The following is a 24,118-nucleotide window of genomic DNA, read 5'->3' on the forward strand; positions in this document are numbered from 1 at the left end:
AATTCGGCGCCAACCTGGGTCACGTCGGCGCCTTCATGCCGTTGGCACGCGCCCTGCGCGAGCAGGGCCACGAGGTGCACTGGATGGTGACCCAGCCCGCCGTGGTCGGCGATTTCCTCGCCAGTGCAGGTTTCAACTGGCTGGCCGCGCCGTCGGTGCCCGAGGCCGCCCGCCCGGGGCCGCCGCTGACTTATGCCGACATCCTGCTGCGCTTCGGCTACGCGGATTCTCGTGCGCTGTTCGGCCTGGTCGGCGCCTGGCGCGAAGCCATGCGCCTGACCGGCGCCCGGCTGGTGCTGGCCGACCACGCGCCGACCGCGCTGCTCGCGGCACGCAGTCTCGGCATCCCCGTCATGCTGTTCTCCAACGGCTTCACCGCCCCGCCGCGGGTGAGCCCGCTGCCCAACATGCGCCCCTGGGCGCCGCAGCCCGAGCAAACCATCGGCCAGCTCGACCTCGCCGCGCTGGCCGCGATCAATGCGGTGCTGAGCCGCTACCACTGTCCGCCCTTGCGGCATCTGGCCGAACTGTTCGACGTCGCCGAGGAAGCCCTGGTGAGCTTTCCCGAACTCGACCACTATGCCGACCGCGGCCCGGCGCGCTACTGGGGCAGCCTGCCCAGCGCCGGCAACGGACAGGCCGTGGCCTGGCCCGCGGGCGGCGGCAAGCGCGTGTTCGCCTACCTGCGCGCGGAAAGCCCGCACCACGAAGCGGTGCTGGCCGCCCTGCGCGCGCTGGGGCAGGCGACCGTGATCTACTTCCCCATGCTGCCGCCCGCGCTGGCCGCGCGCTATGCCGCGCCGCATCTGCGCTTTCTCGACCATCCCGCCGACATCGCGCAGATGACGCGCGAAGCCGATCTCGCCGTCACCTATGCCGGTCTGGCGACCACCACGGCCTTCCTGCTCGCCGGCAAGCCGCTGCTGCTGCTGCCCGGACACCTGGAGCAATTCCTGGTGGCGCGCCGCGTCGAGGAAATGGGCGCCGGCCGCCTGGTGAATCCCGAGCAGCCGCCGGGCGACCTCGCCGCCGTGCTCGCCGACCTGCTAAACAATCCATCCTGGCGCAGCAATGCCCAGGCCTTCGCCGCCAAGTACGCCGCCTTCGACCAGCAGGCGGTGATCGGCAACCTGGTGCGCCGCATCGACGAAATCCTCGCATGAAAGGAAAACCATGATCGGTCGCCTCAGCGGCATGCTCATCGAAAAGAACCCGCCGTCGATCACGGTGGATGTGCAGGGCCTCGGCTACGAAGTCGATGTGCCGATGAGCACCTTCTACAACCTGCCGGCGACCGGCGAGAAGGTCGTGCTGCACACCCACCTGATCGTGCGCGAGGACGGCCACTACCTTTACGGCTTCGCCTCGCCGGAGGAACGCGCCGCCTTCCGCCAGTTGCTGAAGATCTCCGGCATCGGCGCGCGCACCGCGCTGGCCGTGCTCTCCGGCATGTCGGTGACGGAACTGGCGCAGGCGGTGACGCTGCAGGAAGCCGGGCGCCTGACCAAGGTGCCGGGCATCGGCAAGAAGACCGCCGAACGCCTGTTGCTGGAGCTGCGCGACCGCTTGCCGAAAACCCTGGCCACCGGCGGCGGCGCAAGAGTTGGCGCTGGCGACACGGCGGCCGACGCCGCCGCCGACATCATGAACGCGCTGCTGGCGCTCGGCTACAACGAACGCGAGGCGGTCTCGGCCGTGAAGGCGCTGGCACCGGACGTTTCCGTCTCCGACGGCATCCGCGCCGCGCTCAAGCTGCTCTCGAAGTCCTCGTGAGGCGGCGCCCGCCCGCCTCGGCTAAACTTACGGCATGAGCGCCCCGCACGGCCGCCCGACGGGGCGCCAACAATCGCACGAAGCCGCGCAGCGGCGCACCACTGTCACCTCCTCGCTCGGCGAGGGGGCCGGGGGAGAGTAGTCCCATGAGCATCCAGACCGACAAGTTCGCCGCCGCCGCGCCCGAACGCCTGATCTCGGCGGGCCGCGAATCGACCCAGGAAGACGTGCTGGAGCGCGCCCTGCGGCCCAAGCGCCTGGCCGATTACGTCGGCCAGCAGAAGATTCGCGGCCAGCTCGAAATCTTCATCGAGGCGGCCAAGCGGCGCGCCGAATCGATGGACCATGTGCTGCTGTTCGGCCCGCCGGGCCTGGGCAAGACCACGCTGGCGCACATCATCGCCCACGAGATGGGCGTCAATCTGCGCCATACCTCGGGCCCGGTGCTGGAGCGCGCCGGCGATCTCGCCGCGATGCTGACCAACCTGGAACCGCACGACGTGCTGTTCATCGACGAGATCCATCGCCTGAGTCCCGTGGTCGAGGAAATCCTCTACCCCGCGCTGGAGGATTTCCAGATCGACATCATGATCGGCGAAGGTCCCTCGGCACGTTCGGTCAAGCTCGACCTGCCGCCCTTCACCCTGATCGGCGCCACCACCCGCGCCGGCATGCTGACCAATCCGCTGCGCGACCGCTTCGGCATCGTCGCCCGGCTGGAGTTCTATACGCCGGAGGAACTCGCCCTGATCGTGCGCCGCTCGGCCCACCTGCTCAACTGCGAAATCGTCGAGGACGGCGCGATGGAAATCGCCAAGCGTTCGCGCGGCACGCCGCGCATCTCGAACCGCCTGCTGCGCCGCGTGCGCGATTTCGCCGAGGTCAAGGCCGACGGCAGGATCACGCGCGAGGTGGCCGATGCGGCGCTGACCATGCTCGATGTCGATCACCTCGGCCTCGACGTGATGGACCGCAAGCTGCTCGGCGCCATGCTGGAAAAATTCGGCGGCGGCCCGGTCGGCGTGGACAACCTCGCCGCCGCGATCGGCGAGGCGCGCGACACCATCGAGGACGTGCTGGAACCCTATTTGATCCAGCAAGGCTACCTGCAGCGCACCCCGCGCGGCCGCGTGGCGACGGCGAGCATCTGGCGGCATTTCGGGCTCCGGTCGCCACAAGATCCGAATCAGGGCCTTTGGAACGAATAACGCCTGCCTGATGAATTTTCAGCTTGTGCTCATCAAGCCGGACGGTTTCGAGTACGTCGAAGCCGCTCGCGAGTCCATGGAAGTGTTGCAGGAATGCCTGATCGATCTCGGCCACTCGGCGCGAATCGACGTCAATAGCATCGACAGGGAAACCACGCCCGTCATATTTTGCGCCCAGCATCTCGACCCGGCCAGCATCGGCGGGCTTCCGGCTCAATCGATCGTGTTCAACCTCGATCAACTGGTGCCTGGCTATCCATGGTTCACCGAGCAATACCTGCAAGTGCTATCGAACTTTCGGGTCTGGGATTTCAGCGCAAGGAATATTGAATACTTGCATCGCTCCGGGATCGCGCCGACGGCAATTCATGTGCCATTCGGGTACTCGCCTTGCTTGACGCGCATTACCGCCGCTGAAGTCCAGGATGTTGACGTTCTGTTCTTCGGTGCGCTGAACGAGCGGCGCTTGCGCGTATTGCGTGAGTTGCGGGCTCGCGGAGCGCACGTGGTAACGCTGAGCAATGTGTGGGCGGCAGAGCGGGATGCATGGATCGCGCGGGCCAAACTGGTGCTGAATATCCATCAGGCGGACGCCGGCGAATTTGAAGCCGTCCGCGTTCTATTCCTGCTGGCAAACGGCAAAGCCGTGATCTCGGAAGAATATGCTCCAGATTCGGTCGCCGAAGTGCTACGCGATCGATTTCTCGCCGTCCCATATCAGTCTTTGGCTGACGAATGCCTTCGCCTTCTCGACTCCGATGCCGAGCGTAAAGCGTTGCAGATACGCGCGGCGGCAGCTTGTCACGAGCCGGCACTGCTCGCACGCCCGGCGATTGAAAGGGCTCTGCGCAACCTGGTGCTACCGGCCGCCGCCGTCGGCTTGTCGTTCTGCAGAAACGAAGCCGACATACTTGAACCCTTTGTCCGTCACAACCTGACGCTGCTCGACGCTCTTTATCTCGTCGACCATTGCAGCACCGATGGATCGCGCGAGATCTTGTCCCGGCTTTGCGAGGAAGACGATCGCCTCCGGGTGATCTTTCATGATGATCCTGAATTCGATCAGGCCGGCCTGACTACTGCCTATGCGAAGCGCCTGGCCCGGCAATATGCCGCGGACTGGATTTTCATCCTTGATGCGGACGAGTTTATTAGTGTTGATTCGCCGGGAACTCTCGCCCAGAGGCTGCCAGCGGCCTCAAGCCTGGAAGCGATTGCCTTGCCCTGGAAAACCTACATTCCGCTCCCGACTGACGATCCGAGCGAAACCAACCCTGCGCTGCGAATCCGGCACAGACGATGTTCCGAAGAAACCCACTCCGAAACCACACCCGCCAGCAAGGTGGCGTTTTCGGCAGTGCTTGCGCGAAACGACTGGTTCAGGGTGGATCATGGCGCCCACAATATCCACACACCGTCCGGCCCGACTCCTGGAACGCCCATCGCCGGAATGTCCCTGGCGCATTTCCCGGTGCGCAGTCCGGCACAGTTGAGAAGCAAGATTCTTGCTAACTTCTGGGCAACGGTGTCCGCGGGCTCCAGTCAGGTTGAATGGACGCACATGAACCAGTTTGCCCGACGTCTCGAACTCTCCGAAAATCTCTCGACCGAGGAGTTTTTCGAGGTCGCGCGGACCTTTCCGTACGGACTTCGCACAGAACTGGTCCTTGATCCCCTGCCGTCTGTCAGCCCACCCGGGAACCGTCGGCCCGAGCGGACTTCTGCGGACAGTAATCGCCAGCTTGTCGATGTCGCCGCCCGGCTGTTCAGAAAACGCGCCAGAACGCTTTTGTCGTCCGGGTCCATCGTTGTGGGCAGAAGCCGCTTTGGCCCCACGGCCTACCTGCCTAACGACATGGTCATCGGCCGCAGCATCGAACTTTACGGCGAATGGGCCGCAAACGAAATCCATCTGCTGCAACAAGTCCTTCGGCCTGGCGACAATGTGATCGATGTCGGTGCAAATATCGGCACCCACGCGATACCACTTGCCAAGACGATCGGCGAAGCGGGCATGCTGTTCGCCTTCGAGCCTCAGCCGCTGGTGCGCCAGGTCTTGTGCACCAACATTGCGCTCAACGGACTCGCGAACGTTCGCGATTTCAATTCGGCAGTTTCGGACCATAGCGGACAGACAATCGTCAATTCACGCTGGGCTCTTCAGCGCCAGAATATCGGCGGCCTGAGTCTGGAGGCCGCGAGCGGAAACGAGCGCATCCCGATGATCCGGCTCGACGACCTGGAGTTGCCTCGAATTGCACTGCTGAAGATAGATGTCGAAGGCATGGAAGCAAAGGTCATACGCGGAGCACGCGGCCTTATTGAAAAGGATCGGCCGGTGGTTTTTGCCGAGTGCAATCTGGATACGGGCGCCCGGGAACTGTTGGTCCGGCTATTTGAGATGAACTACCGCTGCTGGTGGCATATTTCGCCCTATTACAATCAGCATAATTTCTACCGCAACGCGGTCAACATCTTTGCCGCAGCCGGTCATCCCGAGGCAAATATCATTGCATTGCCGGAAAACAGCCGGTTTCAAATGAACGGTCTGGAGCCGGTGCGCGATATCGACGACAATTGGCGGCTGGCGGTTTCGCGGATTGCCGGTACCACACATGGCAGCGGGACTTGATCCGGATTTCACGAACTTCCACTCAAATGCGCACCCGCATTCGGGCATTCGCACAGCGCGCCAAGGAATACCGCGTTTGCCGACCTGAAACCATTGGCCAGGAGGGCACGATCTTGGGCAACATTCACGCCGCCGACTGCGGCGGCTTCGACGAGAGCGTTTGCAAGAGTTCTCGGCCTGCATTCAGACAGTTGCGCGACTTTTTGGCGCGTTGCATGCGCAATGAGAATATCGGATGAGCGCCCTTTTTCAATTTGATGTGCGCGTCTATTACGAAGACACCGACGCCGCCGGCATCGTCTATTACGCCAACTACCTGCGATTTCTCGAACGCGGCCGTACCGAGTTCCTGCGCAGCCTGGGTCACGACCAGAATGTCCTGATGCAGGAAGGCATCGCCTTCGCGGTGCGCTCGATCGCGGCCGAGTACCTGAAGCCCGCCCGGCTCGACGACCTGCTCGTCATCGAAACCAGCATCGCGTCGCTGGGTCGCGCCCAACTCAGCTTCGCCCAACGCGTCCGGCGCGACCATGAGCTGCTGCTTGATGCGAAAATACGCGTGGCCTGCATCGACCCGGCGCGCGGCCGGCCGATCCCGATGCCGCGTATCCTTCACCAACAATTGTCAGCCCTGCCGGAAACTCCGCAATGAACGTGACCCAAGACCTTTCCATCATCGAACTCGTGATCCACGCCAGCCTGGTGGTCAAGCTGGTGATGCTGCTGTTGACGCTGGTGTCGCTGACCTCGTGGTACTGGATATTCCGCAAGGCCTTCGCAATTCGCGACGCGCGGAGCAAGACCGACAAGTTCGAACGCGACTTCTGGAGCGGCGGCGACCTCAACGCGCTGTTCCAGAGCGCGATCAACAACCGCCACCAGACCGGCGCGCTGGAACGCATCTTCGAAGCCGGCTACCGCGAATTCACCAAACTGCGCGGGCAGAAGCTGATCGACCCCACCGCCGTGGTCGACGGCGCGCGGCGCGCCATGCGCGCCACCTACCAGCGCGAGATCGACGACCTGGAGGCGCATCTGGCCTTTCTCGCCTCGGTCGGCTCGGTCTCGCCCTACGTCGGCCTGTTCGGCACCGTCTGGGGCATCATGCACGCCTTCCGCGGCCTGGCAAACATGAGCACGGCGACGCTCTCGGCCGTCGCGCCGGGCATCGCCGAAGCGCTGGTGGCCACCGCGATCGGCCTCTTCGCGGCGATCCCGGCGGTGATCGCCTACAACCGCTTCGCCCACGACGTCGATCGCGTCGCGGTGCGTTTCGAGAGCTTCATGGAAGAGTTCTCCAACATCCTGCAGCGCCAAACGCGATGAGAGTCCGTCGTTCTTACAAAATCGTCGCGCAAAGCGCGACACAAATATCGTCACCCCCTTTCTGGGAAAGGGGGCCGGGGGGAAAGCTCACAAATGGTCATGAGCCTGCGCTGTCTCATTGGGGTTACCAATGAGACAGCGCAGGCTCATGAATGAAATCAACGTCGTGCCTTACATCGACGTGATGCTGGTGCTGCTGGTCATCTTCATGGTCACCGCGCCGATGATCCAGACCGGCAGCGTCGATCTGCCCAGCGTCGGCAAGAGCAGCCAGCCGCCGGTGGCGCCGCTGGAAGTCATCATCAAGGCCGACAGCTCGCTGGCGCTGCGCGACCGGGCCAAGGGCGGCGCGGAGCAGATCGTGACCCGCGCCGACCTGCCGGCCCGCCTCAGGGAGGCCCAGACGGCCAATCCGCAGCAGGCGGTGCTGATCGCCGGCGATCGCAGCGTCAAGTACGAAGTCGTACTGGGCGTCATGGACGAATTGCAACGCCAGCAAGTGGCAAAGATCGGCCTGCTGGTGCAGCCGAGGGCTGCTGCCGACAAGTGAGCACTGACACACCCATCCGGCCGCCGGCCAACAAGGCCGGCAAGCGCATTTCCATCGCGCTGGCGATCGCGGTGCATCTGCTGCTGGCCGCTTTCCTGTTCTACGGCGTGCGCTGGCAGACCAAGGCCACGGACGTGGTCGAAGTCGACCTGGTGCGGGCCACGCCGGAGCCCGTTGCCGCCCCGGCCGCCGTGCCGCCAGCGCCAACTCCCGAGCCGCCGCCGGCGCCGAAAGCGGAGCCCAAGCCGGAACCCAAGCCGCTGCCACCGCCGCCGAAACCCGACATCGCAATCAAGGAAAAGCCCAAGCCACCGCCGAAGCCTGAACCGAAGCCTGAACCGAAACCCCGGGTCGATCCCTTCCAGGACGAACTCAAGCGCGAGACCGAGCGCGTGGCGCAGCGCAAGCAGGCCGACAGCGCCGCGCAGGAGTTTGCGCAAACCCAGGCGGCGAAAGCCGCCGCCGCGCGCAGCAAGGCCATGAACGCCTACGTTGCAAGCATAGTGAGGAAGATTCGCGGCAACATCGTCGTGCCGCCCGAGATCAAGGGCAATCCGGAGGCGATATTCGACGTCACGCAATTGCCGAGCGGCGAAATCGTGACGGTGCGCCTCAAGCGTTCTTCCGGCCATGCCGCACTCGACGCTGCCATCGAACGGGCCATACTCAAGTCCAACCCGCTGCCCAAGCCGCAGCAGGCCGAGCTGTTCGAGCGCTCCCTGGAACTGCACTTCCGGCCGCTGTCGGATGACTGAAGGTGGCACGGCCTGGCGCATTTGTCGTCGCCTGCGGCCGGTCCAAGCCGAGGCGTTATAATCGGCTCGATGAAATTCAATCGCCTAGTACTTGCCTGCGCTGCCGGGCTGGCCTTGTGTTCCGTCACCGCCCGGGCGCAACTCACGGTCGAGATCACCGGCGCCGGCGCCAACCGCCTGCCGGTCGCCATCGCCGACTTCACCGGCGAACGCATCGTCGCCCAGGCCCTGGCCTCGGTAGTGCGCGCCGACCTCGAACGCAGCGGACTGTTCCGCCTGGTCGATGCCGGCGCTGCGCTGGCCGACAGCGCCACGCCGCCCTTCGAAGACCTCAAGACGCGCGGCGCCGACGCCGTGGTCGGCGGCAGCGTGGTTCCCGGCGCCGACGGCCGCTACGAAACCCGGGTGCGCCTGTCCGACGTGCCGAAGCAAGCCGTGCTGGGCAATCCGGCCTACCTGCACAGCGGCGCGCAATTGCGCGCGACGGCCCACCGCATCGCCGATTTCATTTACGAAAAGCTCACCGGCGAGCCCGGCGTGTTCTCCACGCGCATCGCCTACGTGGTGAAAAGCACCGGCCGCTACGAACTGAAAATCGCCGATGCCGACGGCGCCAACGACCAGGCGGCACTGGCTTCGCGCGAGCCGATCATCTCGCCGGCATGGTCGCCCGACGGAACCAAGCTGGCCTATGTCTCTTTCGAGGCGAAGAAGCCGGTGGTCTATGTGCATGACCTCGCCAGCGGACGCCGCCACGTTGCGGCCAACTTCAAGGGCTCGAATTCGGCGCCGGCCTGGTCGCCCGACGGCAAGCAACTGGCCGTGGTACTGACCAAGGACGGCGGATCGCAGCTGTACGTGGTGAATGCCGACGGCAGCGGCGTGACGCGCATCGCGACGTCATCGGGCATCGACACCGAACCGCGCTGGTCGCCCGATGCGCATTTCATCTACTTCACCTCCGATCGCGGCGGCAGCCCGCAGATCTACCGCATCGCCAGTTCCGGCGCGGGTTTGGGAAACCCGGCGGAACGCGTCACCTTCGAAGGCAGCTACAACGTCACCCCGCGCCCCTCGCCGGACGGCAAGAGCCTGGCCTTCGTCGCCCGCAACGGCAACGGCCGCTTCCAGCTGGCGCTGATGGATCTGGCGACCAAGCAGATCCAGATCCTGACCGATTCCGCCAAGGACGAATCGCCGAGCTTCGCACCCAACGGCCGCATGATCCTCTATGCCACCGAAATCGGCGGGCGCGGCGTGCTGGCGGCCGTCTCCAGCGACGGCCGGGTCAAGCAAAAACTTTCCGTGCAGGCCGCCGATGTGCGGGAACCTGCCTGGGGTCCCCTGGTCCGATAAGTTTCGGCAAGCCACCCGATACCGACTTCATAAAGGAAGCCATCATGCGCACACCTCTCCTTGCTCTTCCGCTGCTCTCCGCCCTGACATTGCTGCTCGCCGCCTGCGGTTCGCAGCCGCCGGCACCCGAACAGGCGGCCTCCGGCGTCGAATCGCGCACGCCCGGCGCGGTCGCGGTCGAAAGCGCTCCCGTGACCCAGGTGAAGCCCGAAGCCTTCGATGCCGGCAGCATTGCCGCGCTGAAGGATCCGCGCAGTCCCCTGTCGAAGCGCAGCGTCTATTTCGACTACGACAGCTATGTGGTCAAGGACGAATTCCAGTCCCTGCTGACGGCCCACGGCAAGTTCCTGTCCGCCAATCGGAAAATGAAAATGCTGATTCAGGGCAATGCCGACGAACGCGGCAGCCGCGAGTACAACCTGGCGCTGGGCCAGAAACGTGCCGAAGCGGTCAAGAAGGCGCTGGCCCTGCTCGGCGCCCGGGAAGACCAGATCGAGGCGGTCAGCCTTGGCGAGGAAAAGCCGGCCTGCACCGAGTCGGGTGAAGAATGCTGGGCCAAGAATCGGCGCGGCGAAATGCTCTACACGGGCGAATTCTGAACATGCGCGGCGGCCTGGCGGCACAGACGGCAAGACTGCTGGCCGCGCTGTTGCTGGCAGCGGCAACGGCCTTGCCGGCGCAGGCCGGCGTGTTCGACGACGAAGAAGCGCGCAGCCGCATCGAGCAACTGCGCGAACAACTGCGAGGCGGGGTGGACGAGCTCGGCAAGCGCGCCGACACCCTCAGTCGCAACCAGATGGACTTCTCCAACCAGGTCGAGGCCATCAAGGCCGACATCGCCAAATTGCGCGGCCAGATCGAAGTCCTGAGCTACGAACTGGAAGCCGCACAGAAGCGCCAGAAGGATTTTTACGTCGATCTCGACAATCGCCTGAGGAAGCTGGAGCAGCCGCCCGCGGAAGCCAAGACTGAGCCGCCGAAGCCCGATCCTGCGCTGGAAACCGGCACCTACGAGGCGGCGCTGGCGAACCTCAAGAGCGGAAAGTTCAAGGAAGCGGCAGCGGCCTTCCTCGCTTTCATCAAGACCTACCCCAACAGCAGCCTCGCCGCCTCGGCCCACTACTGGGGCGGCTACGCCCACGCCCAGTCCAGGGACCATGCCGGCGCCGCCGAGCTGTTCGGCAAGTTCGCCGACGGCTGGCCCAAGGACGATCGCGCGCCGGATGCGATGGCCAGCCGCGTCGCCAGCCTCGATGCGCTCAAGGACTGGAAGGGCTCGCGAGCAACCCTCGAACAGCTGGCCGAACGCTATCCCAACTCCGATGCCGGCAAGAAGGCCAAGCTCCGGCTGAAGAAGAAGTAGTGCCGGCCCTGGCTGATATCGACCCGCGCGCCACGCTGCGCGTCACCGAAATCTTTCACTCGATCCAGGGCGAATCCAGTCGCGTCGGGCTGCCCACGGTGTTCGTGCGGCTTACCGGCTGTCCCTTGCGTTGCGTCTGGTGCGATACCGCCTATGCCTTCAGCGGCGGCGAATCGCTGGCCATGGACGAAATCCTGCGGCGCGTCGCCGGGTTCGGCTGCACCACGGTCTGCGTCACCGGCGGCGAACCCCTGGCGCAGAAGAACTGCCTGCCGCTGCTGGCCGCCCTGTGCGATGCCGGCCATTCGGTATCGCTCGAAACCAGCGGCGCACTTGACATCGGCGACGTCGACCCGCGCGTGGCGCGCATCGTCGACCTCAAGGCGCCCGGCTCCGGCGAGCTGGCAAAGAACCGCTGGGAAAATCTCGCCCTGCTGACGCCTCGCGACGAGCTGAAGTTCGTCCTCGCCTCGCGCGAGGACTACGACTGGGCTGTCGCGGCGTGTCGCCAGCACCAACTCTTCGCGCGCTGCGCCGTGCTGTTCTCACCGGTGCAGGGGCAACTCGATCCGGCGCAGCTGGCACAGTGGATTCTCGACGATCGCCTGCCGCTGCGCTTTCAGCTGCAACTGCACAAGATACTGTGGGACAACGCCCAGGGGCGCTGACGCGACAAGACAAGACCGATCCGCAGATTTCGCAGATTGGCGCAGATGGATTGCGGCGATTGCGGCCAATCGCTATGCCATCCATCCGGTAAGACAATCGCCCTTTCCGAACAGTTGTTCAATCCGTGCAATCTGCGTCATCTGCGGACTGAACCGGGTTTCCGAATTGAATACTAAGGACAGGGCGGCCGCTTGGCGGAGATGATCCGGGTGTTCACGCCGGCGTAATTGAGACCGCCGAACAGCCGCGCGTATTCGATCTTGACGCAACGATCCATGACCACGTCGAGCCCGGCGCGAGCGGCCTGGTCCGCCGCCTCCGGGTGGATCACGCCCAGCTGCAGCCAGAGGCAGCGGGCGCCGATGCGAATCGCCTCAGCGGCAATCGGCATCACATCCACGGGCTTGCGGAAAACATCGACCAGATCCACCTTGAACGGAATCGCCGCAAGATCCGGATAGCATTGCCGGCCGAGAATTTCCGTCGCCCCGGGATTCACCGGAACCACCGTGTAGCCGTGTTCCAGCATGTACTTGGCGGCGAAATAGCTGGGCCGGTTCCAGTTCGGCGACAGCCCGACCACGGCAATCACGCGGTTGTCCTGCAGCACCCGGCGCAGGCCGGCGACATCGTCAACAATCATGGCTACTCCTTTTTGCTTACGGCGGCCAGGCCAGGTGTTCGATTCCCGGTCGGATTATCCCACCCGGCAGTGCCGGGCCGCGCGGCACCCGGTCCAGCCGCCAGTTGGCCACGGCCCAGGTCCACAGTTCAGCCACGGTCGCGCCGCACAGTTCCGACGGCGGCTTGTGGCCGAGGAATTCCAGCGCCGCGCACAGCACCGGGCCGGGCCGCGCAATGTCCACGGCGGCGGCACGCGTCTGCTTCGACAGTTTTTCGCCCGCCGCATTGACCGCGACCGGCAGGTGCGCATAGCGCGGCGTCGGCAGCCCCAGGCATTGCTGCAGGAAGACCTGGCGCGCGGTCGAGGCCAGCAGGTCGGCGCCGCGCACGACATCGGTGATGCCGGCGTCGGCATCATCGACCACCACCGCGAGTTGATAGGCGAACAGCCCGTCGGCGCGCAGCAGGATGAAGTCGCCGGCCTCGCTGCCGAGGTCGCTGGCGATGCGGCCCTGGATCGCGTCATCGAACTCGATGCGCGCATCGCCCACGCGCAGGCGCCAGGCGCGCGCCGCGCGCCCCGGCGGCAAGCCCGGGCGGCAGGTGCCGGGGTAGATCGCGGCGCCGTCCGGCGCGATGACCGAATCCGCCAGTTCCTTGCGGCTGCAGGCACAGGCGAAGACGCGGCCCGCCTGCTTGAGCCGCTCCAGCGCCGCCGCATAGGCCTCGGCACGGCGGCTTTGCCAGACCACCTCGCCATCCCAGGCAAAGCCGCAGGCGTCCAGCGTGCGCAGGATTTCGCCGGCTGCGGCGGCCGAGCAGCGCGGCGCATCGACATCCTCCATGCGCAGCAGCCACTCGCCATGCCGCGTCCTGGCTTCCAGAAACGAACCGGTGGCGGCCACCAGCGAACCGAAGTGCAAGGGCCCGCTGGGCGAAGGTGCGAAGCGGCCACGATAAGAAACGGTGCGGGTAATCATCGGCCAGAGTGATAGCACGCCGCGCGGCAAAACGGTAGCATTCCATTCACTTCAACTCGGGAGCCGCCCATGGCCACGCTGGAACTCAACAAGGACAATTTTCAACAAGTCATCAACGACAACGCAAACGTGATCATAGACTTCTGGGCACCCTGGTGCGCGCCTTGCCGCGGCTTCGCGCCAACCTTCGAGGCCACCTCCGAGAAACAGCCCGGCATCGTCTTCGCCAAGGTGAACACCGAAGAACAGCAGGAAATCGCCGGCGCCTTCAACATCCGCTCGATCCCCACGCTGATGTTCTTTCGCGACCAGATCATCATCTACTCCGAGGCCGGTGCGCTGCCCGCCAGTGCCTTTGAACAATTGATCGAACAGGCCATGGCGCTGGACATGGACACGGTACGCGCCGAAATTGCCGCCGGCCAGGCAGGAAGCAGCTAGCTTTCATGCAGCAGTAACACAGCGCCCCCGATTATGAAACGCGCGAAAGGCGAATTGAAGGCCCGCCCCTCCCATCCGCTTTGCGGCCCACGGCTGGCTTTGCACAGCCAGCCGGCTGCGGCGGCGCGACGCATGTGTCGCGAATCCCCGCCTAGCCCCCTCACGGGGAGGCTTCTGATGATGCCCCTGCGCAGTGGGCTAAGCCCGCAAACAACGCGGGCAAAGCACTGCGGATGATCGGCTCGCTTCGCTCGACCATCACCCGTCGCTCCGAACGAGTTGTTTCACGTTAAGCCGCCGGAATACCGCGCTATGATGGCGTTTGTCATGGAAGCTCGGTGATGAACTCCATTTTCTCCCAGAAGCTCAGCGACGACGCTGAGATACGCCGCATCGAAGTATTGTTCGACAGCCTGCCGTCGAGCATCGTCGTGTCGCTGATCGGCGTCTTTCTGTGCTTTCTGGTGCTGTTCGACACCGCGGGCATGGAGCCCCTGAAGCTGTGGGTGGCCTATATGCTTTCCGTATTGGCCGTGCGCGCCTGGTTCCGCTACATGTTCACCAAGTGCGACCGGCAGATCGCCGGGATACACCGCTGGGAATGGCTGTTTGCCTTCGGCACCTTTCTCACCGGCATAGGCTGGGGCGTGCTGTTCGGCCCCCTCTATCCGCCGCCGACGCATCCGGATGCGCAAATGTTCGTGGCGCTGATGGTGGTCATCACGGCCTTCACCGGCTCGGTGTTTGTCGCCCTCTCCAACATCACCTTCTGGCTGTTCATCATCCCCACCCTGAGCCCGGCCATCTTCCATTACGCGGCCACCCTGGGCGAGCAGGCGCAATGGCCGATCACCGCGGCGGCATGTTGTATCGCAGTATTCATCATCGTGCAGCGCACGCTCTACCGCTCATCCACCGACAGCCTGCAGCGCAGCACGGAGGCGGAAATACTGCTTGCCGAACAGCAGGCGATCTTCGATTCGTCGCCGATGGGAATTGCCGTGATCCGCGGCAAGCAGGTAATCAAGAGCAACCTGCGCTTCGGCGAACTGCTGGGCCGCCGCATCCAGGATCTGACCGCCTCACGCGTCGATCATCATTTCGTCAGCAAGGACGAGGCCGACCGGTTCCTTGCCGACACGGCCGCGGCTTTCGAAAAAGGCCATCTGGCGCAAGGCATGTATCGCCTGCGGCGGGCCGACGGCACGCAGTTCTGGGCCGAGCTTTCGGGACGCACCATGGCCGGCGGCACCGGCCACAGCGTCTGGATGATCGCCGACGTCACCTTGCGCGTCGCCAACGAGCGGCGCTCGCATAAGCGCGACTAGTAACTAGTAAACAGGCATGTTGAAACCGATGGATGTAGGAGCGAGCTTGCTCGCGACAACGGCTTATCGCGAGCAAGCTCGCTCCTACAGGGAATGCACCTTTTCCTTGTTGACTGACTACTAGCTGATGTGGGGTGGACTTCAGTCCGCCCTGGCCGGCCCCACGACGGCCGTGAATCGCCGTGCCGCCAGCACCAACTGTTGACCCGGCTAGACGTTGAACAGGAAGTTCAGCACGTCGCCGTCCTTGACCACGTACTCCTTGCCTTCGGCGCGCATCTTGCCGGCTTCCTTGGCGCCGGCTTCGCCCTTGTAGGCGATGAAGTCGTCGTAGGCGATGGTCTGGGCGCGGATGAAGCCCTTCTCGAAATCGGTATGGATCACGCCGGCGGCCTTGGGCGCCGTATCGCCGACGTGGATGGTCCAGGCGCGGACTTCCTTGACGCCGGCAGTGAAATAGGTCTGCAGGCCGAGCAGCCTGTAGGCGGCGCGGATCAGGCGGTTGAGGCCCGGCTCATCGAGACCCATATCGGTCAGGAACATCTGCTTCTCGTCGTCTTCGAGGTCGGCGATCTCGGCTTCGATGGCGGCGCAGACGGCGACCACTTCGGCCTTCTCGGCCTTGGCGTGGGCCTCTACGGCATCGAGATAGGGATTGTGGTCGAAGCCGCCTTCCTTGACGTTGGCGACATACAGCACCGGCTTGGCGGTGATCAGGCAGAAAGGCTTGATGCTGGCCCATTCCTCCTTCGACAGATCGAGCGCCCGCACTGCCTTGGCCTGATCGAGCTGGGCGATACATTTTTCGAGCACCGCACAGAGAATTTTCGCGTCCTTGTCGCCCGCGCTGGCGGGCTTCTTGTAGCGGTTCAGCGCCTTTTCGGCGGTCGCCATGTCGGCCAGCGCGAGTTCGGTGTCGATCACTTCGATGTCATGCAGCGGATCGATCTTGCCCGCCACATGCACCACGTTGTCGTCGCTGAAACAGCGCACCACATGCACCACGGCGTCGGTTTCCCGGATGTTGGCGAGAAACTGGTTGCCCAGTCCTTCGCCCTTGCTGGCGCCGGCCACCAGACCGGCGATATCGACGAACTCGACGATGGCATGCTGGATGCGTTGCGGCTTGACGATGGCGGACAAGGCCTCCAGGCGCGGATCGGGCACTTCGACGATGCCGACATTCGGCTCGATGGTGCAGAAGGGATAGTTCTCCGCCGCGATGCCCGACTTGGTCAGCGCGTTGAACAGGGTGGACTTGCCGACATTGGGCAGTCCGACGATGCCGCATTTCATGGTTTTTCTTTCTTCAATACTTCTGTTCCGGCGGGCGCCGGTTTGGAATTGATGCGCTGCGTGGCGGCGCTGAAATCTCCCCTGGCCAGGACCGGCCAGGCCAGCAACGCGCGGTCGAGGGCGGCATCGATCTCGGCCCGTTCTTCCTTGCGCGGCGCCTTCAGCACGTAATCGACGACCTCGTTCCTGTCGCCGGGATGGCCGATGCCGATGCGCAAGCGCCAGTAGTCCTGGGTGCCCAGATGCGCGGTGATGTCCTTCAGCCCGTTATGCCCGCCCAGACCGCCGCCGAACTTGAGCCGCATCTGGCCCGGCGGCAAATCGAGTTCGTCGTGCATCACCAGCATTTCGGCGGGCTCGATGCGGTAGAACTGCATCAGCGCGCGTACCGACTGGCCGCAGCGGTTCATGAAGGTCTGCGGCTGCAGGAGCCAAATATTTTCGGCACGAGATTGCCCGGCGAGGCCGTGGAAGCGCGATTCGCGACCCAAACTGACGCCGAGTTCGCCTGCCAGGCGCTCACAAAGCCAAAACCCGGCGTTGTGCCGGGTTTCAGCGTATTCGGTCCCGGGGTTGCCGAGACCGACGATCAAGCGCAAAGGTGCCTGCAAAAATTATCTCTTGTCGGTCTTCTCGGACTTCTTCGCTGCAGGAGCCGGAGCGGCAGCGACAGGTGCCGCCTCGACCACCGGGACTTCTTCCTCGGCCTTGCCGCCACGCACGATGACGGTCGCGACCACGGGATCTTCGCCCTTGTGCAGCACGGCTTCGACACCGGCCGGCAGGACGAGGTGGGAAACGTGCATCGAATGGCCGGCGACCATGTCCTTCAGATCGACTTCGATGAAGGCCGGCAGGTCCTGCGGCAGGCAACGCACGTCGAGGTCGGACATCACGTGCTGCACCATGCCGCCGGAGAGCTTGACGCCCGGCGAGACGTCGGCATTGACGAAGTGCAACGGCACCTTCTGGTGCAGCTTGTGGGTGGCATCGACGCGCTGGAAGTCGGCGTGGAGGATCACCGGACGGTAGGGATGGCGCTGTACGTCGCGCAGCAGGCACATTTCGACCTTGCCGTCGAGATTGACGTTGAGCACGGAGGAATAGAACGCCTCCTTGCGCAGCAACTGGAACAGCTCGTTGTGATCGATATCGATGGACTGCGGATTGGCGCCGCCACCGTAAAGGATGCCGGGAACACGGCCGGTGCGACGCAGGCGGCGGCTCGCTCCGGTGCCCTGTCCATCGCGCTTGTTTGCGTTGAATTGAAGTTGCATGATTTACTCCGTTAAGTACTGCTGGAAATATCCCTCGCCCGCGACCAGGCCAGGGGGTGAGAAATCAGTCCATGAACAGCGAGGAGACCGAAGACTCGTTGCTGATGCGCAACATGGTCTCGGCCATCAACTCGGCGATCGATATCTGGCGGATGCGCGAGCAGGCGCGGGCTTCCTCGGACAGCGGAATGGTGTCGGTCACCACCAGCTCGTCGAGCTCGGATTCCATGATCCTCGAAACGGCGCTGCCGGACAGCACCGGATGGGTGCAGTAGGCCAGCACGCGCTTGGCGCCATGCTCCTTGAGCGCCTGGGCGGCCTTGCACAGCGTGCCGGCGGTGTCCACCATGTCGTCCATGATGACGCAGGTGCGGCCGTCGACTTCACCGATGATGTTCATGACTTCCGACACATTGGCCTTCGGCCGCCGCTTGTCGATGATCGCCAGGTCGGATTCGAGACGCTTGGCCAGGGCGCGTGCGCGCACCACGCCGCCGACGTCGGGCGACACCACCAGCAGGTCCTCGTGGCGCTGCTTCCAGATGTCGCCGAGCAGGATCGGCGCCGCATAGACGTTGTCCACCGGGATGTCGAAGAAGCCCTGGATCTGGTCGGCATGCAGATCGACGGTCAGCACGCGCTGCACGCCAGCGGTCTGCAGCATGTTGGCCACCACCTTGGCCGTGATTGCGACGCGCGCCGAGCGCGTCCGCCGATCCTGGCGGGCATAGCCGAAATAGGGAATCGCGGCGGTGATGCGGCCGGCGGAGGCCCGTTTCAGGGCGTCCACCATGACCATCAGCTCCATCAGGTTGTCGTTGGTCGGAAAACAGGTGGACTGCAAGACAAACACGTCGTGGCCGCGCACGTGCTCCATGATTTCGCAGCTGACTTCGCCATCGGAGAAGCGCCCGACATTGGCACGGCCGAGCGAGATGTGCAGGCGCTTGACGACGTCGGCTGCCAACTTGGGGTTGGCATTGCCGGTAAACACCATCAGGCTGTCATAGGCCATGTCGGTCAGCTCGAACGAGGCAGCCAGGCAAATCCGCAAAACCTCTGCTGCCCGCGCCATTTCTGTGAATGGGTTGGCTGGGGAGGAAGGATTCGAACCTTCGCATGCTGGAATCAAAATCCAGTGCCTTAACCAACTTGGCGACTCCCCAACATCGAGACCCCGCCTTGAGGGCGGAGGTCGAAAGGACGCGCATTTTCGGGGTTTTCGCCCCCGCTGTCAAATAATCGCGAGCGGATGCCGGTCCAGTCCGGCGGCGACAAAGCCTTTCATGTCGGCGGGCAGCGCGGCCAAGGCGGCCTGCGCGGCGGACTCCCGGGCAAACTCGACGAAGCAGCAAGCGCCCGATCCGCTCATGCGCGCGTCGCCATGGTGCCGCAGCCAGTCGAGATGGCGCGCCACCTCGGGATACAGTGCGCAGGCCACGGCTTCGAGATCGTTGCGGCCGAATCCCGGGCGCCAATCGGCGGCGGCAATGGCCGGCGTGTCGCGGCGCAGCGCTGCGGAACGAAATATCTCGGGCGTCGGCACGGCGACCGCGGGCACCAGCACCAGATACCAGGCCGGCGGCAGCGAAACATCCGTGAAGTGCTCGCCCACGCCCTCGGCAAAACTGCTGCGACCATGCACGAAGATCGGCACATCGGCGCCCAGCGCGAGGCCGATGCGCTGCAGCCGGGAGGAATCGAGGCCGGTGCGCCACAGGCGGTTCAGCGCCAGCAGCGTGGTCGCCGCGTCCGAACTGCCGCCGCCCAGTCCGCCGCCCATGGGCAGGCGCTTTTCCAGATGCAGGCTGACGCCGGCGGTGGCGCCGGTCGCCGCACGCAAGGCGCTCGCCGCGCGTACCGTCAGATCGGTTTCCGGCGGCACGCCGGGCAAGGGCGTCGCCAGCACGATGCGGCCATCGCCGCGCGGCTCGCAGCGCAGCGTGTCGCCGCAGTCGAGGAAGCGGAACACGGTTTGCAGCAAGTGGTAGCCATCGGCGCGGCGGCCGACCACATGCAGGAACAGGTTGAGCTTGGCCGGCGCCGGCCAGTCGCGCTGCCAGTCAGTCACCGTCGCCCCAGTCGTCGATCACGATCCTCAGCTCGATGTCGTCGCGGCGCGCTTCGAGCCGTCGCGGAAGTTGGTGCTGGCGCCACGGCGCGCTTTCGGTCACGGTGATGCGCCAGCCCTCGACTTCGCCGACCAGGGCCGGCTGGGCGCCGCGCAGCCACTCGGCGAGCAGATCCAGCGGCAGCGGCGCACCGAACAAACGTTGCGCCAGTGCGCCCAGGTCCGGCTCGCGCCGTTCGGCTTCGCCGGGCACCAGCAGCCAGGCGCCGGAGGCATCGCGCCCCAGTTCGGCCAGGCCCTGGCCCAGCGGAGAGGAAAACAGCACCACGTCGCGCCCCGGCGTGTGCTGCCAGTCGAACTGCAGATGGTCGCTGCGCTCACCCTGGCGCAGCGAAATGCGTCCATGGGCCGCAAAGTTCTGCAGCGGCGGGCCGAGCACCTGCGTCGATTCGGGAAGCTTCTGCATCTCGCCGCAAGCCGCCAGCAACAGTGCAGCCAGGCAAACCAGGAACGAGCGCATCAGGACTCTCAGCGCGCGAATCGTTTGATGGTCGCGCCCAGTGCCTCATTGGTCGGATGCGCCTTGGCCGCCTCCCGCCAAATCGCCAATGCCTCGTCGGAGCGCCCGAGTACCCACAGCACTTCACCGATGTGGGCGGCAATTTCCGGGTCGGGCCGCTTGGCAAAAGCCGCCTGCAGGGTCTCCAGGGCAGCCGCGGATTTGCCCTGACGAAACAGCAACCAGCCCTTGCTGTCGAGAATGAAGGGATCGTCCGGCGTCAGCGACAAGGCCTTGTCGATCAGCTGCGCGGCTTCGTCGAGCCGCAGATTGCGGTCCGCCAGCGAATAGCCGAGCGCGTTGTAGCCCTGCGGCGACTCCGGCTTGAGGGCAATCAGGCGCCGCAGGTGGCGTTCCATGTCATCCACCTTGCCCAGCTTCTCTGCAGCCAGCGCCGTCTCGTAGAGGATCTCGGGCTGATCCGGCTGGACCTCCAGCATCTTGGCCAGGAAGGCAAGGGCCTCCTCATGGCGCCCGGCATCGCGCAGCAACTGGGCCTCGGCCACCACCAGGCGCATGTCGTCGGGCGCATTCGCGCGCGCCGCGACGAGCCGCGCGCGCGCCTCGTCGAACCTGTTCTGGCGCAGCAGAACCTGGGTGGCCCGCACCATCGCCGGCATGGCATGTTCGCCGGCCGTGACCTGGTCGTACCAGCGCAAGGCCTCGTCGGGACGCTTGTCCTGGTCGGCGATCTGTCCCAGGTAGAAGCGCGCCGGGTTCAGGTCGCCGCGCCCGATTTCGACGAAACGCTTGAGTTGCTGCTCGGCTTCCGGCGCATCATTGACCTGCAGCGAGAGCACCCCGACCGCATAGAGTATGTCGGGAATATCGGGATTGGCCGTGAGCAAACGACGAAACTCGACACGCGCGGCTTCATAGTTCTTTTCACCCACCAGGCCCCTGGCATAGGCCAGACGGGCCTGCTGGCCGTCGGGGTTGGCATCGAGCCAGGTTTTCAGGAAGTCGAGTTGCGCCGCTCCCTTGGGCAACAGCTCCGCCTTGAACAAGGCCGCAAGTTCCCAGTTCGGACGCAGCGCCAGCGCCTGGTCCGTTTCACTGCGCGCGCGGTCGGAATTCCCCGCCGCCGCGGCCACCTGGGCGCGGATCAAGCGGGCTTCGGGCAGCGCGGGATAGGGCTCGGTAAGCTGGTCGAACAAGCGCTGAACAGCCGGCTTGTCCGGGTAGCGGGCGAAGGCGCGCATCATGCGAATCAGCGCATCGCCAATGTTCGGGGCTTCCGCCGCCAGGTCGCGAGCGAGATTGCCGGCCAATTCATCGATGCGGCCGTTGGCCAGCAGCAGCGTCGCCTCCATCTGCTTTGCCTGTTGCGACGTGGGCTCTAGGCTCAGCCACAGTCGCACGGCCTCCAGCGCCGCATCATACTGACGCGCATGAAAGGCGATCTCGGCCGCCCGGCGCACCACACGCGGATCGCGGGTGCTCTTCGCCAGATCGAGATAGGCGCCGGCCGAAAGCCCAAACTGGCCTCGCTGCGCGGCGATTTCGGCGAGCAGGAACTGGTAGAGAATCTGCCCGGTCAGTTCCTGCTTCGGCAGCCGGTCTTCCTGCTTTTCGGGCACCGGCGCGCTGGCGGCGGGCGCGGGCGTCTGCGCCCATGCGCACATGCTGACCAGTGCGAGCGAGAGCGCCAGGACAGGGGAACGGAACTTCATGAGCGCGGCACCTGAGGGGAACACTGCTGTCGAACACTACCGTCACATACAATGCGGTGATGTTAGCAGTTTCGCCAGTAATTTCGTGCGCGACCCGGCATGCCTGAACTGCCCGAAGTCGAAGTCACCCGTCGCGGCATAGCGCCGGTGCTGGTCGGCAAGCGCGTCGCATCCGTGATCGTGCGGGTACCGGCGCTGCGCTATCCGCTGCCGACGCACCTTGACCGCACGCTTGGTGGCCGCCATCTGGAATCGGTAAGCCGTCGCGGCAAATATCTGCTGCTGGATTTCGGCAACGGACACCTGCTGATCCATCTCGGCATGTCCGGCAGCCTGCGGCTGGTGCCGGCCACGCAGCCGGCCGAGAAGCACGATCATTTCGATCTGGTATTCGTCATCGGGGGCAGCAAACTGGCCTTGCGCCTGAGGGATCCGCGGCGCTTCGGCGCCATTCTGTGGCTGGCCCAGGATCCATTGGCACATCCGCTGCTGGCGGTGCTCGGCATCGAACCGCTGGCGCAAGAGTTCACCGCCGCCTGGCTCAAGCACGAGTACGCCGGTCTTGCGGCGGCGATCAAGCCGACCCTGATGGACAGCCATCGCGTGGTCGGCATCGGCAACATCTACGCGTCCGAAAGCCTGTACCGCGCCGGCATCGACCCGCGCACGGCCGCCGGCCGGATTTCCCTCAAACGCCTGGAACGCCTGGTGCCGGCCATCCAAGCGACGCTGACCGCCGCCATCGACGCGGGCGGCAGCAGCCTGCGCGACTTCATCCATTCCGATGGAAGCTCGGGCTATTTCCAGCAGCAGTATTTTGTCTACGGCCGCAGCGGCGAACCCTGCCGCATCTGTAGCCGCCCGATCAGGGAATTGCGTCAGGGGCAGCGCGCAAGTTTTTTCTGCGCGCGCTGCCAGCGTTAGCGCCTTACTTGGCGGTCAGCGCAAGAAACTTCGCCATCAGTTGATCTTTGGTTTCGACGTGATTCGGATCGTCCGGAATGCAGTCTACCGGGCAGACCTCGCGGCACTGCGGCGTGTCGAAGTGGCCGACGCACTCGGTACATTTGGCGGGATCGATGATGTAGATCTCATCACCCTGCGAAATGGCGTTGTTCGGGCACTCGGGCTCGCATACGTCGCAGTTGATGCATTCATCGGTGATCATCAGGGACATGATTTTTCCTTTGGCTTCTCTCTGAACTTCAATGGCTTTGCTGAATCTTTTCAATCAGTCGTTGCTGCACCAGCGGCGGAACGAACTTCGATACGTCGCCGCCCAGCGATGCGATTTCGCGCACTATCGTCGCCGAAACGAACATGTATTGATCCGAGGGTGTGAGGAATACTGTTTCGACATCGGGATACAGGTTCCGGTTCATGCCCGCCATCTGAAATTCGTATTCGAAGTCAGACACGGCGCGCAGTCCGCGCATGATCACGCTGGCACCGTGCTGGCGCATGAAATCCATGAGCAGGCAATCGAAACCATGGATTTCGACATTGCTGTAGCCGGTCAGCACCTCGCGCGCGATATCGACCCGTTCGTCGAGCGAGAACAAGGGGCGCTTGCTGCGGCTTTCGGCCACACCGATGATGACTCGCTCGAACAGGCTCGACGCCCGTCTCACGAGGTCCTCGTGGCCGCTGGTCAGGGGATCGAAAGTCCCCGGATAAACCGCAATGCTCTTGCTCATGCCTGCTCCAGCAGGTGAAAAAAAACCTGGCCGGCTCGCCCCTGCTTCGTCACCGTCCAGCGACCCAACTTCTCCAGAGGCATCTCGGCCTCTGCATACAGCCGCGCGCTCGGCGCGGCCAGCTCATCCAGACGGGACTCTACGCGGCTCAACCAGCCTTGCCCATAAGGTGGATCAAGAAACAGCAAATCGAAGCGCCGACCCGATGGGGGGGCGAATTTTAGCGCATCGCAGCAAAACAGTTCCAGTCGCGGGCAGGCGAAGCCCTCGGCATGCTTTTTCAGCGCCGCGAAGGCCGGCCGCGCGCGCTCCACCAGGGCGACGTAGTCTGCGCCGCGCGAGGCCGCCTCGAAACCGAGGATGCCGCTGCCGGCGAAGAGGTCCAGGCAGCTAAGCCCGCTGAGATCCTGGCCCAGCCAGTTGAACAGGGTCTCGCGCACCCGGTCCGGCGTCGGCCGCAAGCCCGGAGCGTCGGGCACCTGGACCAGGCGGCTGCGCCACTCGCCGCCGGTGATGCGGATGCGGCTCAAGACTCAGCGG

At 64.6% G+C, this 24,118-nt stretch carries 28 protein-coding genes and 1 tRNA gene; 16 read left to right on the top strand and 13 right to left on the bottom strand.

Annotation, left to right across the window (positions count from 1 at the left end; translation table 11 throughout):
* Positions 1–35: 35 nt before the first annotated feature.
* The 13 genes from RMO95_RS02035 to queE all read left to right on the top strand — a co-directional run bounded on the left by RMO95_RS02035 (position 36) and on the right by queE (position 11,631).
* On the top strand, positions 36–1,163 hold the full coding sequence (locus RMO95_RS02035) for a nucleotide disphospho-sugar-binding domain-containing protein (RefSeq protein WP_310448918.1): 1,128 nt from the start codon (positions 36–38) through the stop codon (positions 1,161–1,163).
* Between the two features lie 10 nt (positions 1,164–1,173).
* The gene (gene ruvA / locus RMO95_RS02040) at positions 1,174–1,773 is read left to right on the top strand and encodes a Holliday junction branch migration protein RuvA (RefSeq protein ID WP_310448919.1); all 600 of its coding nucleotides are present in this window, start codon (positions 1,174–1,176) and stop codon (positions 1,771–1,773) included.
* A 146-nt stretch (positions 1,774–1,919) separates the two neighbouring features.
* On the top strand, positions 1,920–2,981 hold the full coding sequence (ruvB, locus tag RMO95_RS02045; protein ID WP_310448920.1) for a Holliday junction branch migration DNA helicase RuvB: 1,062 nt from the start codon (positions 1,920–1,922) through the stop codon (positions 2,979–2,981).
* A 10-nt stretch (positions 2,982–2,991) separates the two neighbouring features.
* The gene (locus RMO95_RS02050) at positions 2,992–5,613 is read left to right on the top strand and encodes an FkbM family methyltransferase (RefSeq protein ID WP_310448921.1); all 2,622 of its coding nucleotides are present in this window, start codon (positions 2,992–2,994) and stop codon (positions 5,611–5,613) included.
* 26 nt (positions 5,614–5,639) lie between these two features.
* Entirely contained in the window at positions 5,640–5,852 is a 213-nt protein-coding gene (locus RMO95_RS02055) for a hypothetical protein (RefSeq protein ID WP_310448922.1), read from the top strand.
* The gene (gene ybgC / locus RMO95_RS02060; protein WP_310448923.1) at positions 5,849–6,265 is read left to right on the top strand and encodes a tol-pal system-associated acyl-CoA thioesterase; all 417 of its coding nucleotides are present in this window, start codon (positions 5,849–5,851) and stop codon (positions 6,263–6,265) included. The genes RMO95_RS02055 and ybgC overlap by 4 nt, the downstream gene beginning before the upstream one ends.
* Positions 6,262–6,939 (top strand): protein TolQ, encoded by a 678-nt coding sequence (gene tolQ, locus RMO95_RS02065; RefSeq protein WP_310448924.1) that lies wholly within the window; start codon positions 6,262–6,264, stop codon positions 6,937–6,939. The genes ybgC and tolQ overlap by 4 nt, the downstream gene beginning before the upstream one ends.
* 148 nt (positions 6,940–7,087) lie before the next feature.
* Entirely contained in the window at positions 7,088–7,489 is a 402-nt protein-coding gene (tolR, locus tag RMO95_RS02070; RefSeq protein ID WP_310448925.1) for a protein TolR, read from the top strand.
* Positions 7,486–8,244: an energy transducer TonB gene (locus RMO95_RS02075; RefSeq protein WP_310448926.1), complete on the top strand. Its 759-nt coding sequence runs from the start codon at positions 7,486–7,488 to the stop codon at positions 8,242–8,244. The genes tolR and RMO95_RS02075 overlap by 4 nt, the downstream gene beginning before the upstream one ends.
* Positions 8,245–8,313: 69 nt before the next feature.
* Positions 8,314–9,600: a Tol-Pal system beta propeller repeat protein TolB gene (gene tolB / locus RMO95_RS02080; protein WP_310448927.1), complete on the top strand. Its 1,287-nt coding sequence runs from the start codon at positions 8,314–8,316 to the stop codon at positions 9,598–9,600.
* Positions 9,601–9,644: 44 nt separating this feature from the next.
* The gene (gene pal / locus RMO95_RS02085; RefSeq protein ID WP_310448928.1) at positions 9,645–10,199 is read left to right on the top strand and encodes a peptidoglycan-associated lipoprotein Pal; all 555 of its coding nucleotides are present in this window, start codon (positions 9,645–9,647) and stop codon (positions 10,197–10,199) included.
* A gap of 2 nt (positions 10,200–10,201) precedes the next feature.
* Complete coding sequence (gene ybgF, locus RMO95_RS02090; protein WP_310448929.1) at positions 10,202–10,963, top strand: tol-pal system protein YbgF; 762 nt, start codon at positions 10,202–10,204, stop codon at positions 10,961–10,963.
* Positions 10,963–11,631, top strand: coding sequence for a 7-carboxy-7-deazaguanine synthase QueE (queE, locus tag RMO95_RS02095; RefSeq protein ID WP_310448930.1), 669 nt, complete (start codon positions 10,963–10,965; stop codon positions 11,629–11,631). Before ybgF ends, queE begins: the two co-directional genes overlap by 1 nt.
* Positions 11,632–11,804: 173 nt before the next feature.
* Here the strand turns inward: queE and RMO95_RS02100 are convergent, their stop codons facing one another.
* On the bottom strand, positions 11,805–12,275 hold the full coding sequence (locus tag RMO95_RS02100) for a CoA-binding protein (protein ID WP_310448931.1): 471 nt from the start codon (positions 12,273–12,275) through the stop codon (positions 11,805–11,807).
* Positions 12,276–12,291: 16 nt separating this feature from the next.
* Positions 12,292–13,236, bottom strand: a complete 945-nt coding sequence (gluQRS, locus tag RMO95_RS02105; protein WP_310448932.1) for a tRNA glutamyl-Q(34) synthetase GluQRS — start codon at positions 13,234–13,236, stop codon at positions 12,292–12,294.
* A 69-nt stretch (positions 13,237–13,305) separates the two neighbouring features.
* Between gluQRS and trxA the strand changes: the two genes are divergently transcribed.
* Together trxA and RMO95_RS02115 are read left to right on the top strand one after the other, a co-directional pair.
* A complete protein-coding gene (gene trxA, locus RMO95_RS02110) occupies positions 13,306–13,677 on the top strand; it encodes a thioredoxin (protein ID WP_310448933.1) in 372 nt (123 codons plus the stop codon).
* 341 nt (positions 13,678–14,018) lie between these two features.
* Positions 14,019–15,005 (top strand): PAS domain S-box protein, encoded by a 987-nt coding sequence (locus RMO95_RS02115; RefSeq protein WP_310448934.1) that lies wholly within the window; start codon positions 14,019–14,021, stop codon positions 15,003–15,005.
* 210 nt (positions 15,006–15,215) lie between these two features.
* Here the strand turns inward: RMO95_RS02115 and ychF are convergent, their stop codons facing one another.
* The 8 genes from ychF to RMO95_RS02155 form a co-directional block, all read right to left on the bottom strand.
* Positions 15,216–16,301 carry a redox-regulated ATPase YchF gene (gene ychF / locus RMO95_RS02120; RefSeq protein ID WP_310448935.1) on the bottom strand — a complete coding sequence of 362 codons (1,086 nt, stop codon included), beginning with the start codon at positions 16,299–16,301 and terminating at the stop codon, positions 15,216–15,218.
* Positions 16,298–16,912, bottom strand: coding sequence for an aminoacyl-tRNA hydrolase (gene pth / locus RMO95_RS02125; protein WP_310448936.1), 615 nt, complete (start codon positions 16,910–16,912; stop codon positions 16,298–16,300). The genes ychF and pth overlap by 4 nt, the downstream gene beginning before the upstream one ends.
* A 3-nt stretch (positions 16,913–16,915) precedes the next feature.
* Positions 16,916–17,578 carry a 50S ribosomal protein L25/general stress protein Ctc gene (locus RMO95_RS02130; protein ID WP_310448937.1) on the bottom strand — a complete coding sequence of 221 codons (663 nt, stop codon included), beginning with the start codon at positions 17,576–17,578 and terminating at the stop codon, positions 16,916–16,918.
* 64 nt (positions 17,579–17,642) lie between these two features.
* Complete coding sequence (locus RMO95_RS02135) at positions 17,643–18,593, bottom strand: ribose-phosphate diphosphokinase (RefSeq protein ID WP_310448938.1); 951 nt, start codon at positions 18,591–18,593, stop codon at positions 17,643–17,645.
* Between the two features lie 74 nt (positions 18,594–18,667).
* Positions 18,668–18,744: transfer RNA gene (locus RMO95_RS02140), tRNA-Gln, on the bottom strand.
* Positions 18,745–18,812: 68 nt separating this feature from the next.
* Entirely contained in the window at positions 18,813–19,649 is an 837-nt protein-coding gene (gene ispE / locus RMO95_RS02145; protein ID WP_310448939.1) for a 4-(cytidine 5'-diphospho)-2-C-methyl-D-erythritol kinase, read from the bottom strand.
* Positions 19,642–20,169, bottom strand: a complete 528-nt coding sequence (locus RMO95_RS02150) for an outer membrane lipoprotein LolB (RefSeq protein ID WP_310448940.1) — start codon at positions 20,167–20,169, stop codon at positions 19,642–19,644. Before RMO95_RS02150 ends, ispE begins: the two co-directional genes overlap by 8 nt.
* An 8-nt stretch (positions 20,170–20,177) precedes the next feature.
* Positions 20,178–21,881 carry a tetratricopeptide repeat protein gene (locus RMO95_RS02155; RefSeq protein ID WP_310448941.1) on the bottom strand — a complete coding sequence of 568 codons (1,704 nt, stop codon included), beginning with the start codon at positions 21,879–21,881 and terminating at the stop codon, positions 20,178–20,180.
* Positions 21,882–21,980: 99 nt separating this feature from the next.
* Between RMO95_RS02155 and mutM the strand changes: the two genes are divergently transcribed.
* Positions 21,981–22,805, top strand: a complete 825-nt coding sequence (mutM, locus tag RMO95_RS02160) for a bifunctional DNA-formamidopyrimidine glycosylase/DNA-(apurinic or apyrimidinic site) lyase (RefSeq protein ID WP_310448942.1) — start codon at positions 21,981–21,983, stop codon at positions 22,803–22,805.
* 4 nt (positions 22,806–22,809) lie between these two features.
* Here mutM and RMO95_RS02165 read toward each other — a convergent pair whose 3' ends face one another.
* Genes RMO95_RS02165 through rsmD form a run of 3 tightly spaced genes read right to left on the bottom strand, consistent with a single transcriptional unit; the run spans position 22,810 to position 24,108 of the window.
* Positions 22,810–23,058 (bottom strand): YfhL family 4Fe-4S dicluster ferredoxin, encoded by a 249-nt coding sequence (locus RMO95_RS02165; RefSeq protein ID WP_310448943.1) that lies wholly within the window; start codon positions 23,056–23,058, stop codon positions 22,810–22,812.
* Between the two features lie 28 nt (positions 23,059–23,086).
* The gene (gene coaD, locus RMO95_RS02170; protein WP_310448944.1) at positions 23,087–23,578 is read right to left on the bottom strand and encodes a pantetheine-phosphate adenylyltransferase; all 492 of its coding nucleotides are present in this window, start codon (positions 23,576–23,578) and stop codon (positions 23,087–23,089) included.
* Positions 23,575–24,108, bottom strand: a complete 534-nt coding sequence (gene rsmD, locus RMO95_RS02175) for a 16S rRNA (guanine(966)-N(2))-methyltransferase RsmD (RefSeq protein WP_310448945.1) — start codon at positions 24,106–24,108, stop codon at positions 23,575–23,577. The genes coaD and rsmD overlap by 4 nt, the downstream gene beginning before the upstream one ends.
* Between the last annotated feature and the right edge of the window lie 10 nt (positions 24,109–24,118).

It is taken from the genome of Sulfuritalea sp., from assembly GCF_031426875.1.
Taxonomy (GTDB): Bacteria; Pseudomonadota; Gammaproteobacteria; order Burkholderiales; family Rhodocyclaceae; genus Sulfuritalea.

What these genes read in the sequence shown, in the direction of transcription:
- RMO95_RS02035 (WP_310448918.1), top strand. Translation starts at nt 36, where the DNA reads ATGCCGTTGGCACGCGCCCTGCGCGAGCAGGGCCACGAGGTGCACTGG.
- ruvA (WP_310448919.1), top strand. Translation starts at nt 1,174, where the DNA reads ATGATCGGTCGCCTCAGCGGCATGCTCATCGAAAAGAACCCGCCGTCG.
- ruvB (WP_310448920.1), top strand. Translation starts at nt 1,920, where the DNA reads ATGAGCATCCAGACCGACAAGTTCGCCGCCGCCGCGCCCGAACGCCTG.
- RMO95_RS02050 (WP_310448921.1), top strand. Translation starts at nt 2,992, where the DNA reads ATGAATTTTCAGCTTGTGCTCATCAAGCCGGACGGTTTCGAGTACGTC.
- RMO95_RS02055 (WP_310448922.1), top strand. Translation starts at nt 5,640, where the DNA reads ATGCGCACCCGCATTCGGGCATTCGCACAGCGCGCCAAGGAATACCGC.
- ybgC (WP_310448923.1), top strand. Translation starts at nt 5,849, where the DNA reads ATGAGCGCCCTTTTTCAATTTGATGTGCGCGTCTATTACGAAGACACC.
- tolQ (WP_310448924.1), top strand. Translation starts at nt 6,262, where the DNA reads ATGAACGTGACCCAAGACCTTTCCATCATCGAACTCGTGATCCACGCC.
- tolR (WP_310448925.1), top strand. Translation starts at nt 7,088, where the DNA reads ATGAATGAAATCAACGTCGTGCCTTACATCGACGTGATGCTGGTGCTG.
- tolB (WP_310448927.1), top strand. Translation starts at nt 8,314, where the DNA reads ATGAAATTCAATCGCCTAGTACTTGCCTGCGCTGCCGGGCTGGCCTTG.
- pal (WP_310448928.1), top strand. Translation starts at nt 9,645, where the DNA reads ATGCGCACACCTCTCCTTGCTCTTCCGCTGCTCTCCGCCCTGACATTG.
- ybgF (WP_310448929.1), top strand. Translation starts at nt 10,202, where the DNA reads ATGCGCGGCGGCCTGGCGGCACAGACGGCAAGACTGCTGGCCGCGCTG.
- RMO95_RS02100 (WP_310448931.1), bottom strand. Translation starts at nt 12,275, where the DNA reads ATGATTGTTGACGATGTCGCCGGCCTGCGCCGGGTGCTGCAGGACAAC.
- gluQRS (WP_310448932.1), bottom strand. Translation starts at nt 13,236, where the DNA reads ATGATTACCCGCACCGTTTCTTATCGTGGCCGCTTCGCACCTTCGCCC.
- trxA (WP_310448933.1), top strand. Translation starts at nt 13,306, where the DNA reads ATGGCCACGCTGGAACTCAACAAGGACAATTTTCAACAAGTCATCAAC.
- RMO95_RS02115 (WP_310448934.1), top strand. Translation starts at nt 14,019, where the DNA reads ATGAACTCCATTTTCTCCCAGAAGCTCAGCGACGACGCTGAGATACGC.
- ychF (WP_310448935.1), bottom strand. Translation starts at nt 16,301, where the DNA reads ATGAAATGCGGCATCGTCGGACTGCCCAATGTCGGCAAGTCCACCCTG.
- RMO95_RS02130 (WP_310448937.1), bottom strand. Translation starts at nt 17,578, where the DNA reads ATGCAACTTCAATTCAACGCAAACAAGCGCGATGGACAGGGCACCGGA.
- RMO95_RS02135 (WP_310448938.1), bottom strand. Translation starts at nt 18,593, where the DNA reads ATGGCCTATGACAGCCTGATGGTGTTTACCGGCAATGCCAACCCCAAG.
- RMO95_RS02150 (WP_310448940.1), bottom strand. Translation starts at nt 20,169, where the DNA reads ATGCGCTCGTTCCTGGTTTGCCTGGCTGCACTGTTGCTGGCGGCTTGC.
- RMO95_RS02155 (WP_310448941.1), bottom strand. Translation starts at nt 21,881, where the DNA reads ATGAAGTTCCGTTCCCCTGTCCTGGCGCTCTCGCTCGCACTGGTCAGC.
- mutM (WP_310448942.1), top strand. Translation starts at nt 21,981, where the DNA reads ATGCCTGAACTGCCCGAAGTCGAAGTCACCCGTCGCGGCATAGCGCCG.
- RMO95_RS02165 (WP_310448943.1), bottom strand. Translation starts at nt 23,058, where the DNA reads ATGTCCCTGATGATCACCGATGAATGCATCAACTGCGACGTATGCGAG.
- coaD (WP_310448944.1), bottom strand. Translation starts at nt 23,578, where the DNA reads ATGAGCAAGAGCATTGCGGTTTATCCGGGGACTTTCGATCCCCTGACC.